The following is a 15,296-nucleotide window of genomic DNA, read 5'->3' on the forward strand; positions in this document are numbered from 1 at the left end:
GTCAGTTCACTTCCCGAAGATTGCGGTAGGCGGCCACCAGCGCGGCCGTGGACGGGTCGAGACCGGGGACGTCAGCGCCCTCGGTCAGGGCGGGCTCGACGCGCTTGGCGAGGACCTTGCCGAGCTCGACGCCCCACTGGTCGAAGGAGTCGATGTTCCAGACCGCGCCCTGCACGAACACCTTGTGCTCGTAGAGGGCGACCAGCTGGCCGAGGACCGACGGGGTCAGTTCGGTGGCCAGGATCGTCGTGGTCGGGTGGTTGCCCCGGAAGGTGCGGTGCGGCACCTGCTCCTCGGGCACGCCCTCCGTCCGTACTTCCTCGGCGGTCTTGCCGAAGGCGAGCGCCTGCCCCTGCGCGAACAGGTTGGCCATCAGCAGGTCGTGCTGCGCCTTCAGCTCGTCGCCCAGCTCGGCGACGGGCCGCGCGAAGCCGATCAGGTCGGCGGGGATGAGCTTGGTGCCCTGGTGGATGAGCTGGTAGTAGGCGTGCTGCCCGTTGGTGCCGGGAGTGCCCCACACCACCGGCCCCGTCTGCCACTTGACGGGGCGTCCGTCGCGGTCCACCGACTTGCCGTTGGACTCCATGTCGAGCTGCTGGAGGTAGGCGGTGAACTTGGACAGGTAGTGGCTGTAGGGCAGGACGGCGTGCGACTGGGCGTCGTGGAAGTTGCCGTACCAGATGCCGAGCAGGCCCAGCAGGAGCGGGGCGTTGGCCTCGGCGGGGGCGTTGCGGAAGTGCTCGTCGACGATGCGGAAGCCGTCGAGCATCTCGCGGAAGCGGTCCGGGCCGATGGCGATCATCAGCGACAGGCCGATCGCGGAGTCGAAGGAGTAGCGGCCGCCGACCCAATCCCAGAACTCGAACATGTTGTCGACGTCGATACCGAACCCGGCGACCTTCTCCGAGTTCGTCGACAGGGCCACGAAGTGCTTGGCCACCGCCTTCTCGTCGCCGCCGAGACCTTGCAGCAGCCAGGAGCGCGCCGAGGTCGCGTTCGTGATCGTCTCGATCGTGGTGAACGTCTTGGACGCGACGATGAACAGGGTCTCCGCCGGGTCCAGGTCGCGCACGGCCTCGTGCAGATCGGAGCCGTCCACGTTCGACACGAAGCGGAACGTCAGCTCCCGGTCGGTGAACGGCCGCAGCACCTCGTACGCCATCGCCGGGCCGAGGTCCGAGCCGCCGATGCCGATGTTGACGACGTTGCGGATACGGCGGCCGGTGTGGCCGGTCCACTCCCCGGAGCGGACACGGTCGGCGAAGCCGGCCATCTTGTCGAGCACCGCGTGCACACCCGGCACCACGTTCTCGCCGTCGACCTCGATCACCGCGTCCCGCGGGGCGCGCAGCGCGGTGTGCAGCACGGCCCGGTCCTCGGTGACGTTGATCCGCTCGCCGCGGAACATCGCGTCGCGCAGCCCGGCCACGTCGGTGGCGACGGCCAGCTCCTGGAGCAGGGCCAGCGTCTCGTCGGTGACCAGGTGCTTGGAGTAGTCGATGCGCAGATCGCCCACGCGCACCACGTAGCGCTCGGCGCGCCCCGGGTCGGCCGCGAACAGCTCACGCAGGTCCGGCTGCGGCAGGGCGTCCTTGCGGTGGTCCTCCAGGGCGGTCCACTCGGGCCGCCGGGTGAGCTCGGGGGAGCCGGAGGGGGAGTCAGACATGGGCGGGAGTCTCCTCGGTGGCCTCGCCGTTCAGGGCGATGGCGTACATCTCGTCGGCGTCGAGGCGCCTGAGCTCCTCGGCGATGAGTTCGGAGGTGGCACGGACCTTCAGTGCCAGAGTGCGGGAGGGCTGGCCCGGCAGGGTCAGCGTGGCCAGCGGGCCCTCGGGCCGGTCGATGACGATCTCGCCGTTCTCGGTGCCCAGGCGTACCGCCGTGACCACCGGCCCGGCGGTGACCACCCGGTCGACCGAGACGTGCAGCCGGGCCTCCAGCCAGCGGGCCAGCAGCTCGGCGGCCGGGTTCTCGGCCTCCGCCTCCACGGCCGCCGAGACGATCCGCGCCCGGGCCTGGTCCAGCGCCGCCGCCAGCATCGAACGCCAGGGCGTCAGCCGGGTCCAGGCGAGGTCGGTGTCACCGGGCGCATACGCGCGGACCCGGGCCTGGAGCGTCTCCAGGGGGTTCTCGACGGCGTACAGGTCGGTGATCCGCCGCTGGGCCAGTGCCCCGAGCGGGTCCTTGGAGGGCACCTCGGGGGCGTCCACCGGCCACCACACCACCACCGGCGCGTCGGGCAGCAGCAGCGGCAGCACCACCGAGTCGGCGTGGTCGGACACCTCGCCGTAGGTCCGCAGGATCACCGTCTCACCGGTGCCCGCGTCGGCGCCCACCCGGACCTCGGCGTCCAGCCGGGAGGACTGGCGGTCGCGCGGGGTGCGGGCGTGCCGCTTGATGACGACCAGGGTGCGCGAGGGGTGCTCGTGCGAGGCCTCCTCGGCCGCCTTGATCGCGTCGTAGGCGTTCTCCTCGTCCGTGACGATCACCATCGTCAGGACCATGCCCACGGCGGGGGTGCCGATGGCCCGGCGCCCCTGCACCAGTGCCTTGTTGATCTTGCTTGCCGTGGTGTCGGTCAGGTCGATCTTCATGGCCTGCGCCAGCTCCGTCCGTCTCGTGCGAGCATCTCGTCGGCTTCCGCGGGTCCCCAGCTCCCCGACGTGTACTGCGCGGGCCTGCCGTGCGTGGCCCAGTACCGCTCGATCGGGTCGAGGATCTTCCAGGACTCTTCCACTTCCTGGTGACGGGGGAACAGGTTGGCGTCGCCCAGGAGGACGTCAAGGATCAGCCGTTCGTACGCCTCCGGGCTCGATTCGGTGAACGACTCGCCGTAGGCGAAGTCCATCGTCACGTCCCGGATCTCCATCGACGTACCCGGCACCTTGGAGCCGAACCGGACCGTCATGCCCTCGTCCGGCTGGACGCGGATGACGATCGCGTTGGCGCCCAGCTCCTCGGTCGCGGTGGAGTCGAAGGGGGAGTGCGGGGCCCGCTGGAACACCACCGCGATCTCCGTCACCCGGCGGCCGAGCCGCTTGCCGGTGCGCAGATAGAACGGGACGCCCGCCCAGCGGCGGTTGTCCACCTGGAGCCTGATCGCGGCGTAGGTGTCGGTCTTCGACGAGGCGTCGATGCCGTCCTCGTCCAGATAGCCGCCGACCTTCGTGCCGCCCTGCCAGGCCGCCGCGTACTGCCCGCGCACGGTGTTCTTCCCCAGGTCCTCCGGCAGCTGCACGGCCCGGAGGACCTTCAGCTTCTCGGTGAGCAGCGACGCCGCGTCGAAGGCGGCCGGCTCCTCCATCGCGGTGAGCGCCATCAGCTGGAGCAGGTGGTTCTGGATGACGTCGCGGGCGGCGCCGATGCCGTCGTAGTAACCGGCCCGGCCGCCGATGCCGATGTCCTCGGCCATGGTGATCTGCACATGGTCGACGTACGACCGGTTCCAGATCGGTTCGAACATCTGGTTGGCGAAGCGCAGCGCCAGGATGTTCTGGACGGTCTCCTTGCCGAGGTAGTGATCGATCCGGAAGACCTGCTCCGGGTCGAACACGTCGTGCACGATCGTGTTCAGCTCCTCGGCCGACTCCAGGTCGTGCCCGAACGGCTTCTCGATGACCGCGCGGCGCCAGGAGCCATCGGGGGCGTTCGCCAGCCCGTGCTTCTTCAGCTGCTGGGCGACCTTCGGGAAGAACTTCGGCGGCACCGAGAGGTAGAAGGCGTAGTTGCCGCTGGTGCCCCGGGAGGCGTCCAGCTCCTCGACGGCGGAGCGCAACTGCTTGAACGCCATGTCGTCGTCGAAGTCGCCCGGGATGAACCGCATGCCCTCGGCGAGCTGCTGCCAGACCTCCTCCCGGAACGGCGTGCGCGCATGCTCACGGACCGCGTCGTGCACCACCTGCGCGAAGTCCTGGTCCTCCCAGTCCCGGCGGGCGAAGCCCACCAGTGAGAAGCCCGGCGGCAGCAGGCCGCGGTTGGCCAGGTCGTACACGGCCGGCATCAGCTTCTTGCGGGACAGGTCGCCGGTCACGCCGAAGATGACGAGTCCGGACGGGCCCGCGATCCTGGGCAGCCTGCGGTCGCGCGCGTCGCGCAGAGGGTTGACGAAGTCGGCCTCGGTGTACTCCGTGGGCGGGACGGCGGCCTCGGCCGTGCCGTCCACCCCGGTCTGCTCGACCCCGGCCGCCTCCTGGGCCGCCACGGCCTCCTTCTCCTCCTTGGTCCCCTTGGTCTCCTGCTCGGCCGTCTGAGGGATGCCCTCGATACCCTCGCTCATTCCGCGTCAACTCCCTTGCTGTTCAAGGACTTGGTGACCGCGTCCAGCAGGTCCTGCCAGGCCACCTCGAACTTGGCCACGCCCTCGTTCTCCAGTTGCCGCACCACCTCGTCGTACCCGATGCCGAGCCGCTCGACGGCCGCCAGGTCGGCGCGGGCCTGGGCGTAACCGCCGGTGACCGTGTCGCCCTGGACGTCACCGTGGTCGGCGACGGCGTTCAGCGTGGCCTCCGGCATGGTGTTGACCGTGCCGGGGGCGACCAGATCGTCCACGTACAGGGTGTCCTTGTATGCCGGGTCCTTCACACCGGTGGAGGCCCAAAGGGGGCGCTGCCGGTTCGCGCGGGCCCCGCCCAGCGCCTGCCAGCGCGCCCCGGCGAAGACCTGCTCGTACGCCTCGTAGGCGAGCCGCGCGTTGGCCAGGGCCGCCCTGCCCTTCAGCGAGAGGGCCTCGGCCGTGCCCAGCAGCGTCAGCCGCTTGTCGATCTCGGAGTCGACGCGCGAGACGAAGAAGGACGCGACCGAGTGGATGTCCGACAGGTCGAGACCGGCCGCCTGGGCCTTCTCCAGGCCGGCGACATAGGCGTCCATGACCTCGCGGTAGCGCTCCAGCGAGAAGATCAGCGTCACGTTCACGCTGATGCCCGAGCCGATCACCTCGGTGATCGCCGGCAGGCCGGCCTCCGTCGCCGGGATCTTGATCATCACGTTGGGGCGGTCGACCAGCCAGGCCAGCTGCCGGGCCTCGGCGACGGTCGCCGTCGTGTCGTGGGCGAGGCGCGGGTCGACCTCGATGGAGACCCGGCCGTCCCGGCCGCCGGTGGCGTCGTACACCGGCCGCAGGATGTCGGCGGCGGCGCGGACGTCGGCGGTGGTCATCATCCGGACGGCCTCGTCGACGGTGACACCCCGCACCGCCAGGTCGGCGAGCTGCGCCTCGTACCCCTCACCGGAGCCGATGGCGGCCTGGAAGATGGACGGGTTGGTGGTGACGCCGACGACGTTCCTCGTGGCGACGAGCTCGGCCAGGTTGCCGGACTCGATCCGCCGGCGCGACAGGTCGTCGAGCCAGATCGACACACCCTCGTCGGACAGGCGCTTGAGTGCTCCCGCGCTCGCGGTCGCTTCGGTCACAGTGATCATCTTCTTTCGGGCGGTCGGATCAGCCACGGGAGGCGGCGAGGGACTCGCGGGCCGCGGCGACGACGTTCTCGGCGGTGAAGCCGAACTCGGCGAACAGGGTCTTGGCGTCGGCGGAGGCGCCGAAGTGCTCCAGGGAGACGATGCGTCCCGCGTCGCCCACGAAGCGGTGCCAGGTGAGGCCGATACCGGCCTCGACCGCGACCCGGGCCTTCACGGACGGCGGCAGCACCCGCTCGCGGTACTCGCGCGGCTGCTCCTCGAACCACTCCACCGACGGCATCGACACCACACGCGTGCCTACCCCCTCGGCCTCCAGCGCCTCACGGGCCGCGACGGCGAGCTGCACTTCGGAGCCCGTGGCGACGATCACCACGTCCGGCACCTCGGTCGAGGAGTCCTTCAGGACGTAGCCGCCGCGCGCCGCGTCCGGGTTCGGCTCGTACGTCGGCACGCCCTGGCGGGTGAGCGCCAGGCCGTGCGGGGCCGGGTCGGTGGTGTGCCGCCGGAGGATCTCGGCCCAGACGGTCGCGGTCTCGTTGGCGTCGGCCGGGCGTACGACGTTCAGGCCCGGGATGGCCCGCAGCGCGGCCAGGTGCTCGACCGGCTGGTGGGTCGGGCCGTCCTCGCCCAGGCCGATGGAGTCGTGCGTCCACACGTACGTCACCGGCAGCTGCATCAGGGCCGACATCCGGACGGCGTTGCGCATGTAGTCGGAGAACACCAGGAAGGTGCCGCCGTAGATCCGGGTGTTGCCGTGCAGCGCGATGCCGTTCATCTCCGCGGCCATGGAGAATTCGCGGATACCGAAGTGGATCGTGCGGCCGTACGGGTCGGCCTCCGGCAGCGGGTTGCCCTTCGGCAGGAAGGACGAGGTCTTGTCGATCGTGGTGTTGTTCGAGCCGGCCAGGTCGGCCGAGCCGCCCCACAGTTCGGGCACGACCGCGCCGAGCGACTGCAGGACCTTGCCGGACGCGGCCCGGGTGGCGACGGCCTTGCCCGGCTCGAACACCGGCAGCGCGTCTTCCCAGCCCTCGGGCAGCTCGCCCTTGCTGACGCGGTCGAAGGTGACGGCGCGCTCCGGGTTGTCACCGCGCCAGACGGCGATCCGCTTGTCCCAGGCGGTGCGCGCCTCGGCGCCCCGGTCCAGGGCCCCGCGGGAGTGGGCCAGCACCTCGTCGGCGACCTCGAAGGTGCGCTCCGGGTCGAAGCCGAGCAGGCGCTTGGTGGCGGCGACCTCGTCCTCGCCGAGCGCCGAGCCGTGCGAGGCCTCGGTGTTCCGCGCGTTGGGGGCGGGCCAGGCGATGATCGTGCGCATCGCGATGATCGAGGGGCGCTCGGTCTCCGCCTGAGCCGCCCTCAGGGCCGCGTACAGCGCGCGTACGTCGACGTCGCCGTCCTCCTGCGGCTCGATCCTCCGCACATCCCAGCCGTAGGCCTCGTACCGCCCCAGCACGTCCTCGGAGAAGGCGGTCGCGGTGTCGCCCTCGATGGAGATGTGGTTGTCGTCGTAGAGGAAGACCAGGTTGCCGAGCTTCTGGTGCCCGGCCAGCGAGGAGGCCTCGGCGGAGACGCCCTCCTGGAGGTCGCCGTCGGAGACGATCGCCCAGATCGTGTGGTCGAAGGGGGACTCGCCCTCGGCGGCCTCCGGGTCGAACAGACCGCGCTCGTAACGGGCGGCCATCGCCATGCCGACCGCGTTCGCGACGCCCTGGCCGAGCGGGCCCGTGGTGGTCTCCACGCCCGCGGTGTGCCCGTACTCGGGGTGGCCGGGCGTCTTCGAACCGTGCGTGCGGAACGCCTTCAGGTCGTCCAGCTCCAGCTCGTAGCCCGCGAGGTACAGCTGCGTGTACAGGGTCAGCGACGTGTGGCCGGGGGACAGGACGAAGCGGTCACGGCCGGCCCACTCGGGGTCGGCGGGGTCGTGCCGCATCACCTTCTGAAAGAGCGTGTAGGCGGCCGGCGCGAGGCTCATCGCGGTGCCGGGGTGGCCGTTGCCGACCCGCTGGACGGCGTCCGCCGCCAGAAGACGGGCGGTGTCGACGGCACGCCGGTCGAGTTCGGTCCATTCGAAGCTGTCCGCTGTCTGCGTGCTCATCTTCAAGAAGTCCTCGATAGGAGCGAAGTGGCTGGTCTGATGTGTTCAAAACTAAAAGTCTGACTTTTTCGACGGAAGGTCGCCGTGTGCCAGGGTGTGGTGAAAGTGGGACACCCGGAGACGGCGCGGGGCGCGAACGGGGCGATACGAGGCAGGCATGGCGGACATGGCGGACAGAACCATCCAAGGCGGCGACGGGATCAGAACGTTCCCCTTTCCGGTCGAGCTGAGCGTCGGCGGTGTCGGCATGCAGGTCGGCCCCATGGGCACCGGCCGCACCTGGCACGCCGACGCGCCGCTGGAGCGCGTGCACCGCATCGACTTCCATGTCGTGATGCTGTTCGCCGAAGGCCCGGTCCGGCACATGGTCGACTTCACCGAGCACGAGGCCGGAGCCGGGGACCTTCTGTGGATCCGCCCGGGGCAGGTCCACCGTTTCTCACGGCGGAGCGAGTACCGCGGAACGGTGCTGACCATGCAGCCGGGCTTCCTGCCCCGCGCGACCGTCGAGGCCACCGGCCTGTACCGCTACGACCTGCCGCCGCTGTTGTGTCCCGACCCGGCCGAACTCGCCGGACTGCGCGCCGCGCTCGAACACCTTCGGCGCGAGTACGAGGACACCGCCACCCTGCCGCTCAGTCTGCACACCGCCGTCCTGCGCCACTCGCTGACGGCGTTTCTGCTGCGGCTCGCCCACCTCGCCGCGAGTTCGGCGGAGTCGGTACGCCGGCGGTCGGACTCCACCTTCACTCTCTTCCGGGACGCCGTGGAGCGGGACTTCGCCACCAACCACAGTGTCAGCGCCTACGCCGACGCCCTCGGCTACTCCCGCCGCACCCTGGTCCGCGCGGTCCGCGCCGCCACCGGCGACACTCCCAAGGCCTTCATCGACAAGCGCGTGGTCCTGGAGGCCAAGCGGCTCCTCGCCCACACCGACCTGCCGATCGGCCGGGTCGGCGCGGCGGTCGGCTTCCCCGACGCCGCGAACTTCTCCAAGTTCTTCCACCAGCACACGGACCAGACTCCGGCGGTGTTCCGGGCGGATCTGCGCTGAGGGCAGTGGACAGGGGCCCCACGCGCGCGTGGAGCCCCTGTCCGAGCGTTGTCAGCGCGTTGTCAGCGCCCGAAGGTGAACCAGTTGACGTTCACGAAGTCCTGCGCCTGACCGCTGGTGAAGGTCAGATACACGTCGTGCGTGCCCGTCACGGAGCTGATGTTCGCCGGAATCGTCCGCCATGACTGCCAGCCCCCGGTATTGCCCACCGCGAAACTCCCGACGGGCGCGTTGCCACGGCTGTCGAGACGCACCTCGACCAGCCCGCTGACTTCTCCCGTCGCGCCGCTCGCGACCCGGGCGCTGAACTGCCGGGCCGCCGGGGAGCCGAAGTTCACGCCCTTGAAGTGCAGCCAGTCGCCGTTGGCCAGCGAGCCGACGTTCCGGCCGCCGCCGGAGTCGGTCGTCGTCTCGGTGCTCACCCCGGACTGGCCGTCGTAGGACTCGGCCTGGATGGCGGAGTAGGCGTCGCGGTTGCCGGCCGGCGGGGGCGTGGTGCCGCCGCCGGACGACAGCACCTGGACGTAGTCGACGACCATCGCGTGGCCCGGCTGCGTCCCGGCGTCCGGGCCGCCACCGAAGGCGTCCGGGAAGCCGCCGCCCATCGCGACGTTCAGGATGACGAAGAAGCCGTGGTCGGTGGCGTTCCGCCAGGTCGTCGCGTCGACCTGGTTGGCGCGCACGGTGTGGAAGTTGACGCCGTCGAGGTAGAAGCGGATCTCCTCGACGCTCGTCGAGCGGTCCCACTCCATCCGGTAGGTGTGGAAGCCGGCCTGGCAGGTGGTGCCCTGGCAGGTGGTCGAACTGCCGATACCGCTGGTCTCGTTGCAGGGACCGCCCGGCGAGGTGCCGCAGTGCATCGTCGCGAACACCGTGTTCATGCCCTGGGTGTTCTCCATGATGTCCAGCTCACCCACGGCCGGCCAGTTCCAGTAGTCGCCGCGGTAGGGGGCGCCCAGCATCCAGAAGGCGGGCCAGTAGCCCTTCGCCGCTGCCCCCGTGACGTTCGGCACCTGGATGCGCGACTCGACCCGGAGTGTGCCGCCGGCCGGGGGCTGGAAGTCGGTGCGGTTGGTCTCGATGCGGCCGGAGGTCCAGTTGCCCGCCGAGTCCCGTCGGGGGGTGATGCGGAGGTTGCCGTTGCCGTCGAGCGAGACGTTGTCCGCGCTGCTCGTCATCGTCTCGATCTCGCCCGTGCCCCAGTTGGCCGGGCCGCCCGGATAGCCCTTGCCCGTCGCGTACTGCCAGTTGGAGGTGTTGACGCCGCTGCCCGCGGCGCCGTTGAAGTCGTCCGCGAACAGCTGCGTCCAGCCCGACGGGGGCGGCGGGGCGGAGGCGTTCGCGGCCGGGGCGGAGGCGGTGGAGGCGGCCGCCGCGAGGCCGAGCGTGCTGACGACGGCGACGAACGCCCGCCGCAAGGGATGGCGTCTGTGGGAGGTGCGGGAGGTGTCGCTCATGGGGGATGCCTCTCGAGTGGAGGGGTGAGAGCGCTCTCAAAGTGCCGCCAATGTGCTCCACGGCACCAGGGTCGTCAAGAGGTAAAGCCACTGAAAGTGCGGGATGGGTTGATGAGTGCACAGTCTGAACGAGGCGAGAAGGCGGGCGCGTTGAAGGTACGGCGGAAGGCGGACCGTGGGGTTCGCGCCCCTTGCCGATGAGGGCGAGTCGGACAGCGGCGCAGCACGTCGTCCGAGAACAGCAGCAGGACCACTCCGGCGCGACGGCCCACTCCGGAAGGGCGACCCAGGCGACGGCGACACCCTCACCGGCGGCGACGAGCCCCGTCGATTTCCTGCGCCTTGATCCAGACAAACAGGCCCTGGCGGTCCCGTGGAGCCGGACGTTGTCATCACAGCGCACAGTCCGCCCTCCGGGTTCGCACTCTTTTAACTAGCACTGCTCACCTACTCGTTCGTACCGTCGTCACGCCTCCGCTTCACCCCACGGAAGGGACGCTCTGACGTGATGTCACACGAGTCGAAGAAGCCGACGGCGCGCAGAATCGCGCTGCTCGGGATCGGTGCTCTGTTCGCGACCGCCCTCGTCGTTCCCGTCGCGACGGCCGACCCCCGCCCGGCGGACGACTGTGCCGCCGAGGACGCCGCGATCTACCGGCCCCCGGCGGGTGTCACGGCCGCCCGGGGTACCGTCCTCGCCTGCCGCCGGGGCGATGCCCTGCCGCTGGTCGGTGACGAGACCCCGCTGACCGCCTGGAAGGTGCAGTACGCGTCGACCGACGGACGGGGGCGGGCCGTCGCCGTGTCCGGCACGGTCGTCGTGCCCCGGGCGGCGTGGACCGGGCCCGGCGAGCGGCCCCTGGTCGCGTTCGCGCCCGGCACCCTCGGCATCGGACCGCAGTGCGCCTTCTCCAAGCAGCTCGCGGGCGAGTACCAGGACGCCTACGAGGGCGGGAACATCGCCGCGCTGCTGCGCGCCGGGTACGCCGTCGCGGCCACGGACGGCGCCGGCTACCTGGACGGCCAGGTCCACCCGTACGTCTCCGGCGCCGACGCGGGACACGCGCTGCTGGACATCGCGCGGGCGGCGCCGAAGGTCCCGGGCAGCGGGCTGAGCGCGGCGGCCCGGGTCGGCCTGTGGGGCTACTCCGAGGGCGGCGCGGGGAGCCTGTGGGCCGCGCAGCTGGCGCGGTCCTACGCCCCCGGGCTGAACGTCGTGGGCGTGGCGTCCGGAGGAGTGCCCGGGGATCTGCGGGTCGTCGCGAAGGGTCTCGACGGCGGGGCGTTCGCGGGGTTCCTGCTCGACGCCGTCATCGGCATGGCCACCACCAACCCCGAGATGCCCTTCGACGAACTCCTCAGCGAGGAGGGCCGCACGGCCGTGCGGGACGCCAAGACGCTGTGTCTCGTCGGCACCCTCGCGCGCTTCGCCGGTGGAAAGACGGAGAACTACACCCGCGACAAACTGACGCTCGATCAGATCTTCGCGCTGCGCGGCCCCGACGGCAGGACCTGGGGCCAGATCGTCGACGGCAACAAGCTCGGGTCCGGCGTGGGACCCGCGGGTTCCGGCGCCCGCTACGAGCTCCGCTTTCCCGTGCTCCAGTACCGCGGTCTCCTCGACGAGGTGATCCCCGCCGAGACCGAGGAGGCCACCCGGCAGGCCTACTGCGCCGCCCGGATCCCCACGCAGTGGAACACCTACCCCGGCGACCATCTCCTCGCCGACTTCCAGGCGGTGGACGACGTGGTGAAGTGGCTCGGCGACCGCTTCACGGGGAAGCCGATGCCGGGAAACTGCTGAGTCCGCTCCGGGCTCGCTCCGGCTGCCACCCCAGGGCCCGTGAGATCCCCCGCGCCGCCACCCGTACCGCGGGGGCGAGCACGGGAACCTGGGCGTCGGCATGCGGCACCACGATGGAGACGGCGGCGGTCACCGTGCCGTCCGCCGCCCGTACCGGCGCGGCCACCGACAGGGCGTCCTCGGTGATCTGACGGTCGCTCACCGCCACTCCGGAGCGGCGCACCTCGGCCAGCTCCCGCCGCAGCCGCGCCGGTTCGGTGATCGTGTACGGCGTGAAGGACGCGAGTCCGCCCGCGCAGTACTCCTGCTGGAACTCCGGGTCGCCGTGGGCCAGCAGGGCGAGTCCGACGCCGGTGGCGTGCAGCGGCCAGCGGGCGCCGACGCGTATGTGTACGCCGACCGCCGACCGGCCCGACAGCCACTCGATGTAGACGACGTCGGACCCGTCCCGCACGGCCAGTTGCACGTTCTCGTGCGTGGCCTCGTACAGGTCCTCCAGGTACGGCAGCGCGATCTGCCGCAGGGCGAGGCCGCGCGGCGCCAGCGCGGCCAGTTCCCACAGCCGGAGCCCGACGTGGTAGACGCCGGACTCGTCCCGCTCCAGGGCGCCCCACTCGGTGAGCGCGCCCACCAGCCGGTGGGCGGTGGTCAGGGTCAGCCCGGCCCGTCGGCTGATGTCCGTCAGAGACAGCGCCGGGTGCTCGTGGTCGAAGGCCGCGAGCACGGACAGCAGCCGGTCGGGCGCGGTGGGGCCGGTCATGGCCGGACGTCTCCCGGGTGGGCGAGGTCGTGGGGGCGGGGGTATGCGCTCGGGCGGTAGGGGACGTAGCGGGCCGCGGTCGTCGGGTCCTCCTGCCCCGCACGGGAGTTGAGCGCGCCGGGCGACACGTCCCAGCGGCCCGTGTCCAGGCGGTCCTCCAGGGTGTCCAGGGCGGCCAGCGTCTCGCCGGTGGTGAAGGTGCAGTGGCCGGGGCCGTCGACGTACGCCTGACGAAGCAGCCCCGCGGAGCCCCCGGCCGTGGCCGCCCGCCGATAGGCGCTCTCGGCCTGCACCGGGATCAGCGCGTCACCCGTGGTGTGGATGTTCAGCTGGGGGTCGGTGAGCCGGCCGGAGAGCACGCTGGTGTTCCGCATCCACCCCACGGCCGAGGGGTCGGCGGAGATCCGGGGCGCCCGGCCGAGGGCCGAGAGGTCGCCGCGCAAGGACAGTCCCGCCTCCTTGTAGAGCTCGGTCACCTCTTTGTACAGCGGGGACCGGGCGAGCAGGGAGGTGTAGTCGACGCCGGTGTTCCAGGACGGGTTGCCGCCCGCCCGGCTCTCCGCCTCCTGCCGCCAGCTGAAGGCGGGCCTCTGGAGGAGCCCCCGGACGGCGGTGGACTGGTTGGACTGCTGGGTCTTCCAGTCGGTGGGGCCCGGCTTCTGCTGCGAGGCGTCGTTGTAGCCGGGGATGTTGTGCAGGGCGGCGGCGAGGGCGATCCGGGCCCGGCCCTCCGGGCTCTGCTGGGCGGCGTCGACCTTCGTGGTGAGCGACTTGGCGGCGGCGACCGCCTCCGCCTGGTCCGCGAACCCCGCCAGCCGGATGCCGGAGCCCGGGGCGAGCAGCGTGCGCAGCGCGAACACCGGGTCCAGGGTGCTGTTCCAGTTGGCGACGCCGCCCTGCACCAGTCCGCACATCGACAGCGAGCCGTCGAAGCGGTCGGCGTGCCGCTCGGCGAGCATGGTGGTGACGAAGCCGCCGTACGAGGTGCCCCAGGCCAGCGTCCGCCGGGCCGCCCCGAACTTCTCGGTGAACAGGTCCAGCGTGGCGAGCTGGTCGGGCACCGCCTCCGTGACCGCCCAGCCGTTCGTCGCGTACGAGGAGCCGATCAGGGCGTAGCCCTCGGCCAGCAGCTTGTCCCGGGCGCCCGGACCCGGCGTGTTCTGGGCCGGGTTGGGGGCCCCGGCCGCGTTGTAGCCGTGGCTGTACAGCAGCACCGTGCCGTTCCAGGACGCGGGTACGTCCATCACGTACGCGGCGCCGGAGGGGAGCTTGCCCTCCAGATGGCTGTCGGTGGCGTCGGCGGCCTGCGCGGGCAGGGCGGTCGCCAGGGACAGGCAGGTGGTCAGCAGGGCGAGGCGGATCCTCAACGCGGGGTTCCTTCCAGGGCGGGGGTGGCGGCGGGTGAGTCCAGGGCGTCGGTGTGCGTCTCGCGCAGCCGCCACACGGTGACGGCGGTGATCGCCGCTCCGGCGCACAGCAGCAGCGAGACGGGCGTGCTGCCGCCCCCGTAGGAGGCGATGAGGCTGCCGGCGATCAGCGGGGAGAAACCGGCGCCGACCAGAGTGGCCGCCTGATAGCCGAGGGAGGCGCCGGTGTAGCGGACGCGGGTGCCGAACATCTCGGTGAGCAGCGCGCCGAGCGGCCCGTACATCGTGGACTGGGCGACACCGTGACCGAGGGCGAGCGCGAGAATGAGCAGGCCGGGGGAGCCCGAGTCGACCAGGGCCAGCACGGGGAAGGCGAGCGCGGCGGAGGCGACGGCGCCGGCGAGTACGACGGGCCGCCGGCCGACCCGGTCCGACAGCGCGGACGCGGCGGGCAGGACGGCGAGGGCCACGCAGGAGGCGACGGTCACCGCCGTCAGCACCTGCGGCCGGGTGTACCCGTTGTCGACGGCGTAGGAGATCATGAAGCTCGTCAGCAGCGACTGGGTGGTGAACGCGCCGATGCCGACGCACGCGGCGAGCAGCACGGGCTTCGGGCGGCGCAGCAGCTCCACGATCGGCGGCTTGTCCACCGGCTCCCGCTTGGCCTGCGCGAACAGCGGGCTCTCGGCGACCTTGAGGCGCACGAACAGGCCGACGGCCAGCAGCACGATGCTCAGCAGAAACGGCACCCGCCAGCCCCAGGAGCGGAAGTCGTCGTCGGGCAGCGAGGCGACGAGGGTGACCACACCGGCCGACAGCACGGAACCGAGCGGGGCGCCGAGCTGGGTGAAGCTGGACCACAGGCCGCGCCGGGAGCCCTGTGTGCGCTCGGCGTGCTCGACGACCATCAGCATCGCGCCGCCCCACTCGCCGCCGATCGCGATGCCCTGCACCACGCGCAGCGCGACGAGCAGGATCGGGGCCCAGACGCCGATCGCGTCGTAGGTGGGCAGCAGGCCGATGAGGAAGCTGCCCAGGCCCATCAGGACCATGGTCAGCAGCATCATCGACTTGCGCCCGATCCGGTCGCCGAAGTGGCCGAAGACGATGCCGCCGAGCGGGCGGGCGAGATAGCCCGCGGCAAAGGTCCCGAACGCCGCGATGGTGCCGACGGCCGGGTCGGCCCGGGGGAAGAACAGGTCGCCGAAGACGAGCGCGGCGACCGTGCCGTAGACGAGGAAGTCGTAGAACTCGACGGTCGTGCCGAGCAGGCCGGAGACGGCGACACGGCGCAACTGACGTGAATCCGGGGGTGGTTGAGCGGCTGACGGGGATGGCTGC

The 15,296-nt window shown here is 71.4% G+C and carries 11 protein-coding genes; 2 read left to right on the forward strand and 9 right to left on the reverse strand.

The annotated features are described in order from the left end of the window. Position 1: 1 nt before the first annotated feature. From pgi to tkt, 5 genes are read right to left on the reverse strand one after another with little or no spacing between them, the layout of a single operon-like run. A complete protein-coding gene (gene pgi, locus ACQEV8_RS36900) occupies positions 2-1,666 on the reverse strand; it encodes a glucose-6-phosphate isomerase (protein WP_432969497.1) in 1,665 nt (554 codons plus the stop codon). After that, complete coding sequence (gene opcA, locus ACQEV8_RS36905; RefSeq protein WP_432969500.1) at positions 1,659-2,594, reverse strand: glucose-6-phosphate dehydrogenase assembly protein OpcA; 936 nt, start codon at positions 2,592-2,594, stop codon at positions 1,659-1,661. Before opcA ends, pgi begins: the two co-directional genes overlap by 8 nt. Continuing rightward, positions 2,591-4,276, reverse strand: a complete 1,686-nt coding sequence (gene zwf, locus ACQEV8_RS36910) for a glucose-6-phosphate dehydrogenase (protein ID WP_432969503.1) — start codon at positions 4,274-4,276, stop codon at positions 2,591-2,593. The genes opcA and zwf overlap by 4 nt, the downstream gene beginning before the upstream one ends. Beyond that, complete coding sequence (gene tal / locus ACQEV8_RS36915; RefSeq protein WP_432969506.1) at positions 4,273-5,418, reverse strand: transaldolase; 1,146 nt, start codon at positions 5,416-5,418, stop codon at positions 4,273-4,275. Before tal ends, zwf begins: the two co-directional genes overlap by 4 nt. A gap of 19 nt (positions 5,419-5,437) precedes the next feature. After that, entirely contained in the window at positions 5,438-7,513 is a 2,076-nt protein-coding gene (gene tkt / locus ACQEV8_RS36920) for a transketolase (RefSeq protein ID WP_432969509.1), read from the reverse strand. 166 nt (positions 7,514-7,679) lie between these two features. Here tkt and ACQEV8_RS36925 point away from each other — a divergent pair, with 166 nt between their 5' ends. Beyond that, positions 7,680-8,567: a helix-turn-helix domain-containing protein gene (locus ACQEV8_RS36925; RefSeq protein WP_432969512.1), complete on the forward strand. Its 888-nt coding sequence runs from the start codon at positions 7,680-7,682 to the stop codon at positions 8,565-8,567. Between the two features lie 62 nt (positions 8,568-8,629). On the opposite strand, the gene ACQEV8_RS36930 is transcribed toward ACQEV8_RS36925, so the two are convergent. Further along, complete coding sequence (locus tag ACQEV8_RS36930) at positions 8,630-10,024, reverse strand: glycoside hydrolase family 16 protein (RefSeq protein ID WP_432969515.1); 1,395 nt, start codon at positions 10,022-10,024, stop codon at positions 8,630-8,632. Positions 10,025-10,532: 508 nt separating this feature from the next. Here ACQEV8_RS36930 and ACQEV8_RS36935 point away from each other — a divergent pair. Further along, a complete protein-coding gene (locus ACQEV8_RS36935) occupies positions 10,533-11,828 on the forward strand; it encodes a lipase family protein (RefSeq protein WP_432969518.1) in 1,296 nt (431 codons plus the stop codon). Here ACQEV8_RS36935 and ACQEV8_RS36940 read toward each other — a convergent pair. The 3 genes from ACQEV8_RS36940 to ACQEV8_RS36950 are packed head-to-tail and all read right to left on the reverse strand — an operon-like array spanning position 11,797 to position 15,250. Beyond that, positions 11,797-12,588 carry an IclR family transcriptional regulator gene (locus ACQEV8_RS36940; RefSeq protein WP_432969521.1) on the reverse strand — a complete coding sequence of 264 codons (792 nt, stop codon included), beginning with the start codon at positions 12,586-12,588 and terminating at the stop codon, positions 11,797-11,799. The two genes, ACQEV8_RS36935 and ACQEV8_RS36940, sit on opposite strands and share 32 nt — an antisense overlap. Beyond that, positions 12,585-13,955 (reverse strand): alpha/beta hydrolase family protein, encoded by a 1,371-nt coding sequence (locus ACQEV8_RS36945; RefSeq protein ID WP_432969524.1) that lies wholly within the window; start codon positions 13,953-13,955, stop codon positions 12,585-12,587. Before ACQEV8_RS36945 ends, ACQEV8_RS36940 begins: the two co-directional genes overlap by 4 nt. Next, positions 13,952-15,250, reverse strand: coding sequence for an MFS transporter (locus ACQEV8_RS36950; RefSeq protein ID WP_432969527.1), 1,299 nt, complete (start codon positions 15,248-15,250; stop codon positions 13,952-13,954). Before ACQEV8_RS36950 ends, ACQEV8_RS36945 begins: the two co-directional genes overlap by 4 nt. Positions 15,251-15,296 lie beyond the last annotated feature (46 nt).

It is taken from the genome of Streptomyces sp. CA-179760 (genome assembly GCF_050937045.1).
In the GTDB taxonomy this organism is placed as follows: domain Bacteria; phylum Actinomycetota; class Actinomycetes; order Streptomycetales; family Streptomycetaceae; genus Streptomyces.